Origin of the sequence: Solwaraspora sp. WMMA2056 (genome assembly GCF_030345095.1) — a bacterium.
Taxonomy (GTDB): domain Bacteria; phylum Actinomycetota; class Actinomycetes; order Mycobacteriales; family Micromonosporaceae; genus Micromonospora_E.
In genome coordinates, this window is sequence record NZ_CP128360.1 from 6,029,791 (window position 1) to 6,045,417 (window position 15,627).

Annotated in this window: 12 protein-coding genes and 1 pseudogene; 4 read left to right on the forward strand and 9 right to left on the reverse strand. The window is 73.1% G+C overall.

Annotation, left to right across the window (positions count from 1 at the left end):
* Positions 1-73 precede the first annotated feature (73 nt).
* On the reverse strand, positions 74-2,446 hold the full coding sequence (locus tag O7608_RS27315; RefSeq protein WP_289207285.1) for a putative bifunctional diguanylate cyclase/phosphodiesterase: 2,373 nt from the start codon (positions 2,444-2,446) through the stop codon (positions 74-76).
* 131 nt (positions 2,447-2,577) lie between these two features.
* On the opposite strand from O7608_RS27315, the gene ilvD reads away from it, so the two are divergent.
* Both ilvD and dinB read left to right on the forward strand, forming a co-directional pair.
* Positions 2,578-4,425 carry a dihydroxy-acid dehydratase gene (gene ilvD / locus O7608_RS27320; protein WP_289207286.1) on the forward strand — a complete coding sequence of 616 codons (1,848 nt, stop codon included), beginning with the start codon at positions 2,578-2,580 and terminating at the stop codon, positions 4,423-4,425.
* A 69-nt stretch (positions 4,426-4,494) separates the two neighbouring features.
* On the forward strand, positions 4,495-5,724 hold the full coding sequence (gene dinB, locus O7608_RS27325) for a DNA polymerase IV (RefSeq protein ID WP_289207287.1): 1,230 nt from the start codon (positions 4,495-4,497) through the stop codon (positions 5,722-5,724).
* 33 nt (positions 5,725-5,757) lie between these two features.
* Here the strand turns inward: dinB and O7608_RS27330 are convergent, their stop codons facing one another.
* On the reverse strand, positions 5,758-6,309 hold the full coding sequence (locus O7608_RS27330) for a hypothetical protein (RefSeq protein WP_289207288.1): 552 nt from the start codon (positions 6,307-6,309) through the stop codon (positions 5,758-5,760).
* A gap of 155 nt (positions 6,310-6,464) precedes the next feature.
* Here O7608_RS27330 and O7608_RS27335 point away from each other — a divergent pair.
* Positions 6,465-7,198 (forward strand): annotated as a pseudogene (locus O7608_RS27335) (serine hydrolase domain-containing protein).
* 19 nt (positions 7,199-7,217) lie between these two features.
* Positions 7,218-7,676: a DUF7586 domain-containing protein gene (locus O7608_RS27340; RefSeq protein WP_289207289.1), complete on the forward strand. Its 459-nt coding sequence runs from the start codon at positions 7,218-7,220 to the stop codon at positions 7,674-7,676.
* Positions 7,677-7,707: 31 nt separating this feature from the next.
* Here O7608_RS27340 and O7608_RS27345 read toward each other — a convergent pair whose 3' ends face one another.
* From O7608_RS27345 to O7608_RS27375, 7 genes are all read right to left on the reverse strand, one after another.
* Complete coding sequence (locus O7608_RS27345; RefSeq protein ID WP_289207290.1) at positions 7,708-8,277, reverse strand: GNAT family N-acetyltransferase; 570 nt, start codon at positions 8,275-8,277, stop codon at positions 7,708-7,710.
* A 118-nt stretch (positions 8,278-8,395) separates the two neighbouring features.
* Complete coding sequence (locus O7608_RS27350; protein ID WP_289207291.1) at positions 8,396-9,922, reverse strand: RNA polymerase sigma factor; 1,527 nt, start codon at positions 9,920-9,922, stop codon at positions 8,396-8,398.
* 37 nt (positions 9,923-9,959) lie between these two features.
* Positions 9,960-10,793 (reverse strand): hypothetical protein, encoded by an 834-nt coding sequence (locus O7608_RS27355; protein WP_289207292.1) that lies wholly within the window; start codon positions 10,791-10,793, stop codon positions 9,960-9,962.
* A gap of 212 nt (positions 10,794-11,005) precedes the next feature.
* Complete coding sequence (locus O7608_RS27360) at positions 11,006-12,244, reverse strand: MFS transporter (protein WP_289207293.1); 1,239 nt, start codon at positions 12,242-12,244, stop codon at positions 11,006-11,008.
* A gap of 34 nt (positions 12,245-12,278) precedes the next feature.
* Entirely contained in the window at positions 12,279-12,962 is a 684-nt protein-coding gene (locus tag O7608_RS27365) for a GntR family transcriptional regulator (RefSeq protein ID WP_289207294.1), read from the reverse strand.
* 118 nt (positions 12,963-13,080) lie between these two features.
* Positions 13,081-14,379, reverse strand: a complete 1,299-nt coding sequence (locus O7608_RS27370) for an MFS transporter (protein ID WP_289207295.1) — start codon at positions 14,377-14,379, stop codon at positions 13,081-13,083.
* 4 nt (positions 14,380-14,383) lie between these two features.
* Positions 14,384-15,574: a M24 family metallopeptidase gene (locus O7608_RS27375; RefSeq protein ID WP_289207296.1), complete on the reverse strand. Its 1,191-nt coding sequence runs from the start codon at positions 15,572-15,574 to the stop codon at positions 14,384-14,386.
* Positions 15,575-15,627 lie beyond the last annotated feature (53 nt).

Below are 15,627 nucleotides of genomic sequence, written 5' to 3' on the forward strand. Positions count from 1 at the left end.
CGGGGCCAGCGCACTCTCGCGGGGAGAGTGCGCTCAGGTAAGTACTCGAGACGACAGAGTCAGCGACATGGGGCTAAGCCTGACGCATCTCACGCGATGAGTCAACTGATCTCACATCCTGGGCCGACGGTGTCGGGCCAACGCCGGTGGGCTGCGACGACGTGGCCGACCGGCCGACGGATCCCGATTCCGTACGCGACGACGGCACCTCCCGACGCCGGCCGCCGACGGACGTCGCCGCCGCCAGCATCGCCTCCAGATGCTCGGCCGGCACCCCCCAACCGAACAGCGCGCCCTGGCCGAACCGGCAGCCGGCATCCACCACCACCGCCAGCTCCGCCTGGTTCGTCACCCCCTCGGCGATCACCTCCAGGCCCAGCTGGTGGCCGAGCCGCATCACCACGTCCACCATCGGCGCGAACGCCCGCCGACCGGGCGGTGGCGCCACCGGCCGCCCCTGCTCCGCCACCAGGCTGTGATCGATCTTGAGGATGTCGATCGGCAGGTTGCGCAGCTGCCCGAGCGACGAGTAGCCGGCACCGAAATCGTCCAGGGCGATCCGTACGCCGGTGGCCCGCAGCGCCGTCAACCGACGGATCAGCTCGGCCAGGTCCCGGGCGACCGCGTGCTCGGTCACCTCCAGCACCAACCGCTGCGGCGGCACCCGGTGCCGCCGCAGCGCCTCGTCGACCTGCAGGACGTACGCCGGCGCGTGCAGCTCGTGCGGCGAGACGTTCACCGACACCCACACGTCGTGCCCCTCGGCCAGCCAGCGGGCCAACTGCCGGCACGCCTCGTCGAGCACCCAGGCACCCAACCGGTTGATCATCCCGCACTCCTCGGCGAGCGGAATGAACTCGTCCGGCGGCACCCGGCCCAGCTCAGGATGGTGCCAACGGATCAACGCCTCGGCACCGACCGGACGCACCGACGGCACCGCCACCACCGGTTGGAAGGCCAACCGCAGCTCGTCGCGGTCGATCGCCCCGCGCATCTCGTGCTCCAGCAGGGTCCGCCGCCGCTGGGCCTGGTCGTAGGAGACGTCGTACTGCTCCACCCGGTTCTTGCCCCGCTGCTTCGCCGCCCGCAACGCCAGATCGGCGTTGCGCAGCAGCGTCGGCACGTCCGGGGCGGTCGACCGGCACGCCATGCCGATACTCGCCGAGACGTAGATCGGCCCCTTGTCGTGCGGGTACGGCTCGTTGAGCACGGCCAGCAGCCGGGCACCGAGGCGGTGCGCCGCCTCCGCGTCGGCCACCGGCAGAAGGACGGCGAACTCGTCACCGCCGAGCCGGGCGGCGACCCCGACACCACCCACCTCTGCCGCGAGCCGCCGGCCGACCTCGATCAGCACGGCGTCGCCGACGTCGTGGCCCTGCATGTCGTTGACCGTCTTGAAGCCGTCCAGGTCCAGGGCGATCAGCCTACCGGGCCGCGCGTCGGCGACCCAGTCGTACAGCTCACGCAGCAGCGCCCGACGGTTGGCCAGGCCGGTCAGCGGATCGGTGTGCGCCAGGTTGCGGTAGTGCGCCTCGCGGTTGGCCAGCTGGTCGGCGTAGCGGCGCACGTCGAGCAGGGCCACGTACTGCCGGGCGACCAGGACGAACCCCTCCAGGCAGCCGACCAGCACGGCCAGCGGGCTGAACACCCCGCCGCGCAGCGTGTGGTAGAGACCGGCGGCGGCGATCACCACCATCGGCAGGAACACGTAACCGGACCCCCGGCGGACCGGCGCCGTGGCGGCGTCCACGCCGCGCCGCCCCGCCCGCGCGGCGCCGAGGCACAGCAACAGCAGCCCCACCGGTAGCACCGCCGCGCTGGCCGACACCAGGCCGGAGCCGGCGGAACCCGCCCCGACGGCCACGCCGGTCGCGGCGAACCCGACGACGAGCGCACCGACGCCGCTGAGCACCGGCCCGTCGTCGCCCGCCCCGGTCACCTGCAGCGTGCTCACCACCGTGACACCGCCGATCGCCGCGAGCGTGGCCAGGCTCAGCAGCAACCCCCCGGGTGTGGCCGGGGTGGCCGGGCCGAGCAGCCGGGTCGGCTCGACCACCAGGACCCAGCCGGTGAACCACAGCGCGGCGCCGACCGCGAGGCAGTCCAGCAGATGCCGCAGCGTCGGCGTCGGACGCCCGGGCGCCGGCAGCCGCAACAGCCCCCAGGCCAGCACCAGCCCGCTGACCGCACCGCCGACCGCGACACCGGTGCCGAGCAGCGCGCGCTGGGCCTCGTACCGCTCCCCTTCGCCGACCAGCGTCACCACCGCGACCAGGGCGACCAGCACGGTCGCGGTGAACCCGCCGGCACCGAGCACGACGAGCCGGTACGCCTGCCGCAGCGCCCCGGTCAGCCGGCGGCCGGCGACGAACAGCCACACCGTGCCGAGCGCAGCCGCCACCCCGCTCGCCAATGCGAGCGCCTGCATGCCCGGGGGGAGGTGCACGCCACAACTGTGCCGGATCGGTGTCGCGCCGTGGTGCCGGGGTCGGCCCGCCGGCCGGCAAACATCCCGACACGTGAAACGCGCCACGGCTGGCCGGGCCGACGCGGCAACCGTGGTGTAACACTTGGCGAATGCCTGAGCTGCGGTCGAAGACCTCCACGCACGGTCGGACGATGGCCGGTGCCCGGGCCCTCTGGCGGGCCACCGGGATGACCGACGACGACTTCGGTAAGCCGATCGTGGCCATCGCCAACAGCTTCACCCAGTTCGTGCCCGGCCACGTACACCTCAAGGACCTCGGCGGTCTGGTCGCCGATTCGATCGCCGAGGCCGGCGGGGTCGGCCGCGAGTTCAACACGATCGCCGTCGACGACGGCATCGCCATGGGCCACGGCGGCATGCTCTACTCGCTGCCCAGCCGGGAGTTGATCGCCGACGCCGTCGAGTACATGGTCAACGCCCACTGCGCCGACGCGCTGGTCTGCATCTCCAACTGCGACAAGATCACCCCGGGCATGTTGCTCGCCGCGCTGCGGCTCAACATCCCGACCGTGTTCGTCTCCGGCGGCCCGATGGAGGCCGGCAAGACCGTCGCCGTCGAGGGCGTGGTGCACGCCAAGCTCGACCTGATCGACGCGATGATCGCCGCGTCGAACGACGCCGTCACCGACGCCCAGCTCGACACCATCGAGCGCTCCGCCTGCCCGACCTGCGGCTCCTGCTCCGGCATGTTCACCGCCAACTCGATGAACTGCCTGACCGAGGCGGTCGGGCTGGCGCTGCCGGGCAACGGGTCGGTGCTGGCCACCCACGCCGCGCGGCGGTCGCTGTTCGTCGAGGCCGGCCGGACCGTCGTGGAGATCGCCAAGCGGTGGTACGACGGCGACGACGCCTCGGTGCTGCCCCGCTCGGTGGCCAGCCGGGCGGCGTTCGAGAACGCGGTCGCCCTGGACGTGGCGATGGGTGGCTCCACCAACACCGTGCTGCACCTGCTGGCGGCCGCCCGCGAGGCGGAGCTCGACTTCGGCGTCGCCGACATCGACGCCATCTCCCGTCGGGTGCCCTGCCTGTCGAAGGTCGCGCCGAACACACCGAAGTACCACATGGAGGACGTGCACCGGGCCGGCGGCATCCCGGCGCTGCTCGGCGAGCTGGACCGGGCCGGCGCGCTGCGCCGCGACGTGCACGCGGTGCACTCGCCGTCGCTGGACAAGTGGCTGGCCGACTGGGACATCCGGGGCGGCTCGCCGATCCCGGAGGCGGTCGAGCTGTTCCACGCCGCGCCCGGTGGGGTGCGTACCACCGAACCGTTCTCCACCACGAACCGCTGGTCCAGCCTGGACACCGACGCGGCGCAGGGCTGCATCCGGGACGTGGCGCACGCCTACTCCGCCGACGGCGGCCTGGCGATCCTGCACGGCAACCTGGCCCCGCAGGGCGCGGTGGTCAAGACCGCCGGGGTGCCCGACGACTGCCTGACGTTCCGTGGCCCGGCCAAGGTGTACGAGTCACAGGAGGACACCGTCTCGGCGATCCTCGCCGGCGAGGTGGTCGCCGGTGACGTGGTCGTCGTCCGCTACGAAGGACCCAAGGGCGGGCCGGGCATGCAGGAGATGCTCTACCCCACATCGTTCCTCAAGGGCCGTGGTCTCGGCCGGGCCTGCGCGCTGATCACCGACGGCCGGTTCTCCGGCGGCACCTCCGGGCTGTCCATCGGGCACGCCTCCCCCGAGGCAGCCTCCGGTGGGCTGATCGCCCTGGTCGAGCCCGGTGACGAGATCGTCATCGACATCCCGGCCCGCAAGCTCGAGCTCAACGTGCCCGACGAGGTGCTGCAGGCCCGCCGGATCGCCCAGGAGAAGCGGGACCGCCCGTACACCCCGGTCGACCGGGACCGGCCGGTGTCGGCGGCGCTGCGGGCGTACGCCTCGATGGCCACCTCGGCCAGCGACGGCGCCTACCGCCTCGTCCCGGAGTAGTCACCGCGGACCTCGGCCGTACGGACAGGTCAGCCCGGGTTGGTCGAACATCTGTGCGATGATGGCGCGGTGGCGGGTGAGGCCAACATCCTGCACGCCGACCTGGACGCCTTCTACGCCTCGGTCGAGCAGCGCGACGACCCCCGGCTGCGCGGGCGGCCGGTGATCGTCGGTGCCGGCGTGGTGCTGGCGGCCAGCTACGAGGCCAAGGCTCGCGGCGTACGGACTGCGATGCCGGGGCAGCGAGCCCGGCTGATCTGCCCGGAGGCAGTGGTGGTGCCGCCCCGGATGGCGGCCTATACGGCGGCCAGCCGGGCGGTGTTCGAGGTGTTCCGGCAGACCACCCCGCTTGTCGAGCCGCTCTCCATCGACGAGGCGTTCCTCGACGTCGGCGGGCTGCGCCGGCTCGCGGGAGCGCCGGCCGACATCGCCGCCCGGCTGCGGGTCGCGGTCCGCGACCAGGTCGGACTGCCGATCACCGTCGGGGTGGCGCGCACCAAGTTCCTCGCCAAGGTCGCCAGCGGCGTCGCCAAACCGGACGGGCTACTGGTCGTGCCGCCCGGCGAGGAGCTGGCGTTCCTGCATCCGCTGCCGGTCGAACGACTCTGGGGCGTCGGCCCGGTCACCGCCGGCAAACTACGCGAACGCGGCATCACCACGGTCGGTCGGGTGGCCGGCCTCGGGGAAGCGGCGCTGGTCAGCATCGTCGGCGCGGCCGCCGGCCGACACCTGCACGCCCTCGCCCACAATCGGGACCCCCGCCGGGTGCAGACCGGCGGCCGACGCGGCTCCATCGGCTCCCAGCAGGCGCTCGGCCGGGCCAGTCGAGAATTGACCGACGTCGACGCGATCCTCGCCGGGCTGGTCGACCGGGTCGGCCGGCGGATGCGGGCCGCCGGCCGGACCGGCCGGACGGTGACCCTGCGGTTGCGCTTCGGCGACTTCACCAAGGCCACCCGGGCGCACACCCTGCCCCGGGCCACCGCGCAGACCGACGTCATCCTCGGCGCCGCCCGGCAGCTGCTGGCCGCCGCCGCACCGATCATCGGCGAACGCGGGCTCACCCTGGTCGGCGTCTCGGTCGGCAACCTCGACGACGGGCACGCCACCCAACTGGCCCTGCCGCTGGAGCAGACCGGTACGCCGGACGGCGGCGAATCGCCGACCGGGACGACCCGGCGGGAGAACCTGGACGCCGCGCTCGACGCGGTCCGGGACCGCTTCGGCTCCCGCGCGGTCGACCGCGCGGTGCTGCTCGGCCGCGACCTCGGCCCCGCCGCCCCACTGCTGCCGGACTGAAACCTTGCAGCGGCGCCGCCACCCGATGCAGATCTACTGCGGCGCTGCCGGCCACAGCTCGACGGCACCGGCCGCCGCCTGCCGGATCAGCGCCCCGGAGACCTCCACCCGACTGTGCGCGACGTCGCGCGCCGGCCAGGCACACTCCACTGTGACTGGGCCTTCCGGCGGCAGCGGCCACACCCAGAACCGGGCGTCGTGCCGCTGCTGGTCGCTGCTGGCCACGACCGGCACCAGCAGCGGTCCGTTCGGTTCCAGGTCGGCCGGCGGCGGATCCCGGTGCAGGCTGCTCAACGACGTACCGTCGGCGAACCGGACCATCACCTGCAACCCGCCGACCCCCTCGACCGGGGTCCGCGGCCGGGGTGGCCCAGCGTGCCCGTCCGGGTCCGCGACCCGCAGGATCGCGCTGATCTCGAACTCGAAACCCGTCGGGTACGCCAACAGGCTGGTCAGGATCACCGCCGCCCGGTCGCTGCGGGCCAGCAGCAACTGTCCGGCGACGACACCGCCGAGCACCGCCACCGGACGGGCCAGCCAGGGCGGCGCACCCTCGGGTGCCCGCGCGGGATCTGCAGTCTCCATCGGCTCACCATGCCACGAAGCGGCCCCGATCGGGGGCACCGCGACCGGCCACGCCGGGCACAATGGCGGGCATGGACGCCGATCTGCTGCCGCAGACCCGCCGGGCGTTGCTGCACCGGATCGCCACTGGCCAGGCCGACGGCCGCGCCCCGTCGATGGTCGCGGCCGTGGTCCGCAGCACCGGACCGGTCTGGACCGCCACCCGTGGCGAGGTCGACGGCGCGTCGCCACACACATCGACCGGCTACCGGATCGGTTCGCTCAGCAAGACCTTCACCGCGGTCCAGGTGCTGCGGCTGCGCGACGATGGGCTACTCGAGCTGACCGACCCGATCGGACGGCATCTGCCCGGCTGTGGCGTCGAGGCGACAGTCGCGCAGCTGCTGGCGCACACCGCCGGGCTGCCCGCCGAACCGCCCGGTCCGTGGTGGGAAGGACCCCCGGCACGCTACGGCCCGACCTGTCCGACGTGCTCGGCACCGCGCAGGACCGGTGGCCGGCCGGGCACTGGCACCGATACTCCAACCCCGGGTACGCCCTGCTCGGTCAACTGGTCGAGCGGCTACGCGGCCGGCCCTGGGGGGATGCGTTGCGTGCCGACGTGCTCGGCCCGCTCGGCATGGCCGACACCGGGGTCGCGCCGCCCCGCCGGGTGGCCGCCGGCTGGGCTGTGCATCCATGGGCGGACGTGCTGCTGCCCGAGCCGACCGAGGACTACGGCCTCGTCGCCCCGGCGGGACAGCTGTGGTCCACCGTCGCCGACCTCAGCCGGTTCGCGACGTTCCTCCTCGATGGGAATCCGCGGGTGCTCTCCACCGAGGCACTGACGATGATGCGGACCGCCGCCTCGCCGCCGGAGAGCGCAGACCGCGCTGTGGACCTGCCCTGACTCCGACGTCGCCGCGATCGTGCTGGCCAACGTCACCAGTGGGCCACAGGTCGACGACATTGCCGCCGACCTGGTGAAGATTGTCGCCGACCGGGAGCCGGCGATCCCGCCACCGTGGCGGCCGGCAGCAGGCGTCGACCTGACGCTGCTCGACCTGACCGGGCCGTGGTACTGGGGTCCACGGCCGGTGGCGATCCGGCTGCTGGGCGACGGCACGCTGCAGCTCACCCCGATCGGCAAGGCGGGTCGGGGCACCCGCTTCCGCTCCAACGGCGACGACACCTGGGCCGGAATCGACGGCTTCTACGCCGGCGAGACGTTGCGGGTGGTCCGCGACGCGACCGGCGCGGTCGACCATCTCGACCTCGGCACGCTGATACTGACCCGGGGGCCATACGAACCGGCATCGGCGGTGCCGGGCGGGGTCGACCCGGCCGGCTGGCGTACCGGATCGGGGTCCTCAACCGGGAGGACCTGATCGCTGGACGGCCAGCGCGCCGGCGGGTTCGTCAGCGGATCCGCTGGCTGAGAATCTGCCCCGGCCACGGGCCGCCGGGCTGGTCGATGGTGAACGGCTCGGCGGCGGTGAACCCGGCCCGCTCGTAGTAGCGCACCAGCGCCCGGTCGCCACCGGCGTAGCAGTCGACCCGCAGCAGGGTCGCCCGCCGGTCGACGGCGATCCGCCGGGCCTCGTCCAGCAGCGCCCCGCCGATCCCACGACCGGCCCAACCACGGTCGGTGACCAGCAGGTTCACGTACAGCTCGGGTTCGTTGACCGGGGGGACGTAGGACCGGGCCACGCCGACGGCGAGCGCCCCGACGACCCGCTCGCCGTCGCCGGGTACGCAGGCCAGCACCAGCCCGCTCTCCCTGGCCCAGCCGGTGACCATGGCGATCCGCCGCGGATTCGTCGACTGCGGCTCGGTCCCCCACTGCCCGGTCCGGCCCTGTTCGGCCAGCCAGCGCACCGCGTCGTCGATCAGGGCGAGGACCGCCGGCACGTCGCTCTCCGTGCCGACCCGGTGGTACACGGACGCCGGGTCGGTGGTGTCAGGTCCGCCGTCGGGGGTGCGCTGCATGCCGGACATCCTGCCGGTTCGACCGACGTGCCGTCGACCGGGCAGGAGGTCGGTCACAGTCCGCGCGCCCGGTCAACTCGGCGCAGCGCGGCCGGTCAGCTCGGCGCAGCGCGCCCGGTCAGCCCGGCGGCGGGCACGGGTTGGTGACCGGGTACGGCCCGGCACCGGCCTGTCGCCCGTCGCCGTCGACGACGGTGACCCGCCAGGTCACCGCCGCAACGGCCACCTGCTCGACCTGGCCGGTCACCGTCTCACCCGTGACGGTCATCGTCACCTCGCCGCCTCGGGCGGGCTGCGAACCCGGGGCGACGAGGCCACCGGGCCCACCCGGACCGGACCCGGACGTCGGTGCGGTCGTCGGGCCGGCGTTCGACGACGGCGACGGGTCGCCCCCACCAGCGGTCCAGGTGAGCACCGCCGACTCGGCGAGGCCACCGGCCACGGTGGCGACCACCCGCAGCCGGTACCGGCTGGATCCGGTGCAGGTGACCGTCACCTCGGCCGCAACGGTCAATGGCGGCGCTGGTGGCGCCGGATCCGACGGACGCGGACCACCGCTCGGCGGCAGGCTGGTGGGCGGTGCCGAGGCCGTCGGCACCGCCGAACTGGTCGGCCCGGCGGTGCTGGTCGGCGCCGCCGACACCGGAGCGGCCAGCGTCGGTGGCGGCTCGGGCGCTGACCGCGCAGTGTCGTCGACCGCGCCGAGCCGGGGCACCATGACGGCACCGCCGAGCAGCAACGCCAGCACTCCGGCCGCCGCCACGACCGCGGTCGTCCGCCGGCCGGGCGGCCCGGGCGACCGGCGGGGAAACCCGGTCGCCGGGTCGAATCGGCCCGCCCGGCGGTCGATCCGGGCACGGGCCGCCGCCTCGGCCGGGTCGGTGTGGGTCGACACCAGTCGGGGCCAGAGATCTGCCGGTACGGCGAGCAACGGCAGCGTCGCGTACGCGGAGAACAGCGCCGCCGGGTGCACCTGCTGCCGGCGCCGGTCGGCGCAGGTGGTGCAGCCGTCGACGTGCCGGCTGACCCGTTTGCGCAGCAGCACCGTGAGGGTGCCGTCCCAGCCGCGCAGCAGCCCGGCCAGATCGGCGCAGTCGGCGGTACCGGTCCGGGCCACCAACAGTGCGCCGACGGCCCGTTCGAGCTGGGCCCGCACCCGGGACAGCCGGGCGTGCGCGTGGCTGTCGGAGACGCCGAGCACCGCACCGACCTCGGCGGCGGACAGCTCGTGCCGGATGGACAGCTCGAAGACCTGCCGGTCGCCGGGATTGAGCCCGGCGGCGGCGGCCCAGACCAGCTCGCGGATCTGCTCGGCGCTCAGCCCGGTGACCGGGTCGACCGACGCCGCCGGCAGCTGGCCGGCCTCCTCCAGTGGCAGGTGCCGCTGTCGGCCACGCATCACCCGCAGGCACTCGTTGCGGGCGATGGCGTACAGCCACGGGCGCAGCCGGTCCGGGTCGCGCAGCTGCGCCGCCCGCTGCCCGGCCAGGACGAACGTGTCGTGCACCGCGTCGGCCGCCGCGTCGGCGTCACGCAGCAGAAACCGGCAGTACGTGAACAGCCGGTCGGCGTACGCCCGGTACGCACCGTCGAGGCCGCGCGGGTCACCGGCAACCAGCGCGGCCACGACGGTCCGGTCGTCCATACCGGTGATGCTAGGCGGCACGGTCCAGGTGCCACCTTTACTGTCGCCAATGTTCCAGCTGGTAGCGGGCCGGGTCGGGCATCCCGTTGCCCTGCCCGATGACGCAGAGCTGCCTGTTGCCGCTGGCGACGAGCCGGGCCCGTTCGGCGTCGGCCGCGCTCGCGAGAAAGAGCAGCGGGGTGGCCGCGGCCCGCAGCCCCCAGCCGTCGCCGTCGGGTCCGTGCACCGCCAGCTCCGCCGGGTCGTACGGGATGCAGTCGAAGTGCGGAGCGGGGCCGAACGGCAGCCCGGACGGGTCCTGGAAGTAGGTGATGATGTAGCGGTGCCGGTCGGGGCGGTCGTTGCCCCGGCCGATGTAGCAGATTCGCGTCCAGTTGCGGGCCACCTTGACCCCGTCCTCGGCGTCGACCTTGGTGGCGAAGTTCTTGATGGCGTGGTTGCCGTCGCGCATCAGCCAGGCGTCGCCCTGCTGCTGGATGGTCAGGTTCGCCGGGTCGTAGCCGACGCAGTCCTCGGCTGCCGCCGTCACCTCGGGCCCACCGTCGTCGCCGCCGTCCCCGCCGCTGTCGTCGCCGCCGTCCCCGCTGCTGTCCCCGCCGCTGCCGCCCGGATCGTGCTCCGCACCACCGTCGTCGTCGCCGGTCTGCGGCTCGCCGCTCGAGCCGGTCGCGGCCGGCGCGCCGCCGAGTCCGGCCGACCCGGTCGCGTCGGCAGCGTCCGGATGTCCGCTGAGCCGGCCGGTGCCTGAGCCGCAGGCGACCAATGCCAGCAGCAGCAGCCCGCCCAGGGCCACCGCTGTGACGGCTGTCGCCGCCGGCCACCACCGGATCCACCGCCGCGCCGACCCGACACCGGAACTCGTGTAGATCATCTCGCCACCTCGCCTCACGTCACCTGCCGGCCAAAGTGCCGGACGTGTGCTGGAGGACGCAGGCAGCCGTGGACCAACAACTTTTTCGGCGCGCACGGGTCAGAATCTGTCAAGCGTCGGGTGCGGCCGGTGAACCGGTCGGACAGTATTCCTCCAGGGAATAATTATTCCCTGGAGGAATACTGCTCTGCCGCAGTAGTGGTCCGCCTGGATCAGCCGGGTGGAGCGGGCCGGGCGGTGAAGATGTAGCGGGAGGCGGCGAGCCCGAGCAGAGTCGCGCCGAAGACGACCACGCCGACGGTGCCGACACCGCCGACGGCGACCAGCGCGCCGACCGCGATCGGGCCGGTGGTCTGCCCGACGCTGCGGGAGAGGGCTTCGGTGGCGGCGGCTGTCGCGCGCAGCTCCGGGTTCCAGTTGACGCTGATCGCGATGGACAGCGGCATCAGGGCACCCAGGCAGGTGCCGAGCAGCACGAGGGTCAGGGCGACGGCACCGACGTGCAGTGCCGCGAGCGCCACCACCGCGTAGGCGGCTGCCGCGAACGGGATGACCAGGTACAGCCGGGTGAACAGCTGCTCGCGGGTGATCCGCCGCAGCGACATCCGGTTGATGAAGCTGCCGGTGAAGACGCCGCAGGGGATGAGGATCGACACGCCGACCCGTTCCAGGGTGCTCATGTCGTCGGCGAGCCGGTCGAGCAGCACGCTGACACCGAAGTGGCTGCCCTGCATCACCAGTCCGATCCCGATGCTGGACAGGATCAGCCAGCGCCGCCGGTGCTGCGCCAGCATCCGGCCGATCGACCGCAGGGTCAGCCCGATCCGGCGGCGTACCGGCAGGTCGGGTGCGTGAGCGGCGGGTGGGCGGTCGCGGCCGAGTCGGGCCACGACCACGACGCCGAGCAGGACACTGGCGTAGACCGCGCCGACGGCGAAGACGAGGACCGGCCGGTCCAGGGAGGCGGCGAACGCGCCGAGCGCGAGCGCCGACGCGGCTCCCATGCTGACGAAGGTCTGCAACAGTGAGTAGCCCCGGTCGCGGGCCTTCGGGTCGCCCTGGGTGAGGTCGGCGACGAGTGCCTGGCCACAGAGCGCGACCGCGCCGCTGGCGAATCCGGTGAGCAGCCGACCGGCGGTGAGGACGGCGTAGCTCTGGTACAGGCACAGCAGGATCGACACGACGGCGTTGACGAGCATCCCGGGGAGCAGGATCCGGCGTACCGGGACGAGGTCGAGCAGCGGTCCGGTGAACACGCCGGCGGCAGCGGTGGCCACACTGTGCGCGCCGATGGTGATGCCGATCTGGGCCGGGCTGAGGTCGAGGCTGCGCCCCAGGCCGACCGAGATCGGGATGTACGCGAGCTGGGTGAGCGGGTTGAAGAACACCAACAGCGGGGGTACGGCGACGGCCAGCCGGTTGCGGGGCGGGCGGCGGTCCGGGTCGCTCACCGGTCGGCCCCCCGATGGTGGGCCCGCCGGTGGTTCAGTCGATCGGCCGGTTCTCCAGGAAGGCTTCCATCTCGTGGAAGGCGACGGACGAGTGGGTCCGGAAGATCGCCTCGGCGGCGTCGAGGTCCCGGTCGCGGCAGGCTTTCAGGAAGCGCCGGTGCTCGTCGAGGCCGTCGAGGCGGCGTTCCTTCGACCGCATGAAGGCGACCGAGAGCATCCCCGGTGTGGCGGTACGCAGCGACAGCAGCATCTGGGTGAGCCGTGGTGACCGGGCGGCGTCGTACAGATAGAGGTGGAACGCCCGGTTGAGCTCGACGTACTTGCCGAGGTCCGGGTCGCGTTCCATCTCTTCCTGCATCCGTTCGGCCTTGTTCAGCTCCGCCTCGGTGATCCGTTCGGCGCAGAGCCGGGCCGCCAGCCCTTCGAGGGTCTCGCGCAGCAGCCGAATGTCGCGCAGCTCGGCGGCGTCGATGGCGGTGACGGTGGCCACCTTCCGGGCATGGACCTTGATCAGCCCTTCGGCGGCCAGGTCGCGCATTGCTTCGCGGACCGGGGTGGGGCTGACGCCCAGCAGCTGGGCGATCTCGGTCTGAACGATCCGTGAGCCCGGCTTCAGGGTGCCGTCGACGATCGCCGAGCGCATCCAGTCCCGGACGCGCTCGTGCACCGTCCCCGAGATTCCGGCGAACGACGTGATCCCGTGGTCCGCGAACGACACGGTCCTGCCCTCGATTCTCCCCCTGGAGCGCGCCCCTCGGCACACCCGGCGACGCTTCGATTCTACAGAATCGAGGCGACCGGGTGGCACGGCGATCGTGCGGGTACGCCGTCATGCGTCAGCTCCCGTTCTCCCGGCGGTCGATCTCGGCATCGGCGAGCGTCCACCGGCGCAGCGCCGTCAGCCGCCAACCGAGGAACGCCATGATCACCGCGCAGGCCAGGCCGCCGGAGACCATCGCGAACGCCGGACTGGTCAGGCTCGCCGTCGCACCGGCCCGCGCGTCGCCGAGCAACGGTCCCCCGGTCACCACGCCGATGTGGACCGAGGAGAGCCGGCCCCGCAGGTGGTCCGGCACGCTGAGCTGCAGGACGGTCTGGCGGAACACCGCCGAGACGACGTCGGCGGCACCGGCGACCATGAGCAGGGCCAGCGTCAGCGGCAGCCAGTGCGACAGGCCGAACCCGGCGATCGCCAGACCCCACACGACGATCGACACGATCACCGCCCGGCCCTGCCTGGTCACCGCGACGACCCAGCCCGAGGTGAGGGCACCGATGAGGGCCCCCGCGCCCGGGGCCGCGTGCAGCAGCCCGACGGTCACCGCGTCGCCGCCGAGCTGGCCGAGGGCGATCGCCGGGAACAGCGCCCGCGGCATCCCGAAGAACATGGCGTTGAGGTCGGCGAGGAAACAGCCCAGCACCGCGGGCTTGCTCCGCAGGTAGGTCAGGCCCTCGACCACCGAACGGATCCCCGGCTTGGTGACGGCGTGCGCCGGCGGCATCGGCCGCATCCGGCTGAGCACCGCGATGGAGACCAGGAACGTGACGACGTTCAGCGCGTACGTGCTGGACAGCCCGAGCCCGGCGATGATCACGCCGGCGACGGCCGGCCCGACGATCGCGCCGACCTGGGTGAGAGTCTGGTTCAGCGCGAAGGCCGACGGCAGCACCTCCCGGCGGACCAGGCCGGCCACGGCGGCACTGCGAGCCGGGCTCTCCAGCGCCGACAGCCCGGCCGAGACCGCCACCAGGACGAAGATCGCCCAGATCGGCGGCCGGTCGAGCAGGGCCAGCAGGGCCAGGCCGCCGACGACGACCGCCAACATGCTCTCGGTGGCCACCAGCAGGCGGCGGCGGTCGACGGCGTCGGCGACCGAGCCGCCCAGCAGCGAGCAGACCATCAGCGGGATCAGCTGGGCCAGGCTGGCCAGGCCCACCATGAGAGTGGACCCGGTCAGCACGTAGACCTGGTACGGCACAGCGACCCGGGTCATCTGGGTGCCGAGGATCGCCACGGCGTGTCCGGTCCACAGCCGCCGGAAGTCGGGCGACTCGCGCAGCGGGGTGACGTCGATGACCAGGCGCTGGCGCAGGGACCTGCGCTGCGCCCGGCCCTGGTTGTCGGTGGTGGTCACGCGGTCAGCCGCACCGGAAGAACTCGCGGGGCACCGCGTGCAACGATTCGAGTCCGGACGCGGTGACCCGGAACATCTCGCCGTACTGGACCCCGGCGAGGCCGTCCGGTGTCACCACGTTGGGCTGCACGACCAGGCACATCCCCTCCTGGTACACGAAGCCCTCGGGTTCGCCCCGGTAGGTCTGCCGGGTACGGACGATGGCCGGTAGCTGGGCGCAGCCGTGCACCAGGTCGTCGTAGATGGTGAAGCCCTGCCGTTGGGCGACCTCCGCCGCGTCGAGGATGTCCGACACGGTCGCACCGGGCCGGATCGCCGTGCAGACCGCGTCGAAGACCTCGAGCGCGACGTCGTGCAGCCGGGCGTACAGCGGGGTCGGGTCCGCGCCGATCGTGTAGCTGCGCAGGACCTGGGCGGAGTAGCCGGCGTAGTTCGTGCTGAGCTCCGCGACGAGGGCGTCACCGACCTGCAGTCGCCGGTCGGCCTGGTGCTGGCAGGGCACACCGCCGCGCGGGTCGGACATCTGGGTCGCGACCATGAAGTGGATGCCGTTGATCCCGCCGTCGGCCAGGTAACTGTCTTCGATGATCCGGGCCACCTCGTGCTCGGTCATGCCGGGCCGGGCCTGCTCCGCGATCGCCAACGCGGAGGCGTCGCACATCCGCGCCGAGGCGATCAGCCGCTGCATCTCCTCGTCGCTCTTGATCTGGCGCTGGTCCACCAGCTGGCCGCCGAACTCGACCCATTCCACCCCGGGCAGCGCCTCGGTGAGCCGGGCGTGCTCCCGCCAGGTGATGGTGCCGGCCAGGCCCACCCGGCCGGTCGTGACGCCGCGCTCACGCAGGCATTCGATCAGGGTGGGGACGGTGTCCACCGAGCCGGTCGGTGCCGAGCCGCCGAACCGTACGTCGGGGAACCGGGCCATCCGACGGGCCAGCGGCAGATGGTTCGACAGCTGGATCAGCATGGTCGGATCGCCGTGCCGGGGGTACAGGATCCAGGCCTCCCGGGTCGACCACCAGTCGCTGAGGTACAGCACGTTCGGGTCGCGGCCGCCCCGGCCGCACACCACGACGAGTTGCAGGTCGAGGGCGTCCATCCGGGCCCGGACCGCGGCGTCACGTCGGGCGAACTCCGCATCGGAGAACCGCGGGTAGTCGCGGTCGGTCAGTGGTTGCGCAGCGATGGTCGTCACAGGTCCTCACAAAAGGGTTGGTGAAGGGGGTGGGCCCGGGGCCCGAGGGCGGC

What these genes read in the sequence shown, in the direction of transcription:
- ilvD (WP_289207286.1), top strand. Translation starts at nt 2,578, where the DNA reads ATGCCTGAGCTGCGGTCGAAGACCTCCACGCACGGTCGGACGATGGCC.
- O7608_RS27330 (WP_289207288.1), bottom strand. Translation starts at nt 6,309, where the DNA reads ATGGAGACTGCAGATCCCGCGCGGGCACCCGAGGGTGCGCCGCCCTGG.
- O7608_RS27345 (WP_289207290.1), bottom strand. Translation starts at nt 8,277, where the DNA reads ATGCAGCGCACCCCCGACGGCGGACCTGACACCACCGACCCGGCGTCC.
- O7608_RS27350 (WP_289207291.1), bottom strand. Translation starts at nt 9,922, where the DNA reads ATGGACGACCGGACCGTCGTGGCCGCGCTGGTTGCCGGTGACCCGCGC.
- O7608_RS27355 (WP_289207292.1), bottom strand. Translation starts at nt 10,793, where the DNA reads ATGATCTACACGAGTTCCGGTGTCGGGTCGGCGCGGCGGTGGATCCGG.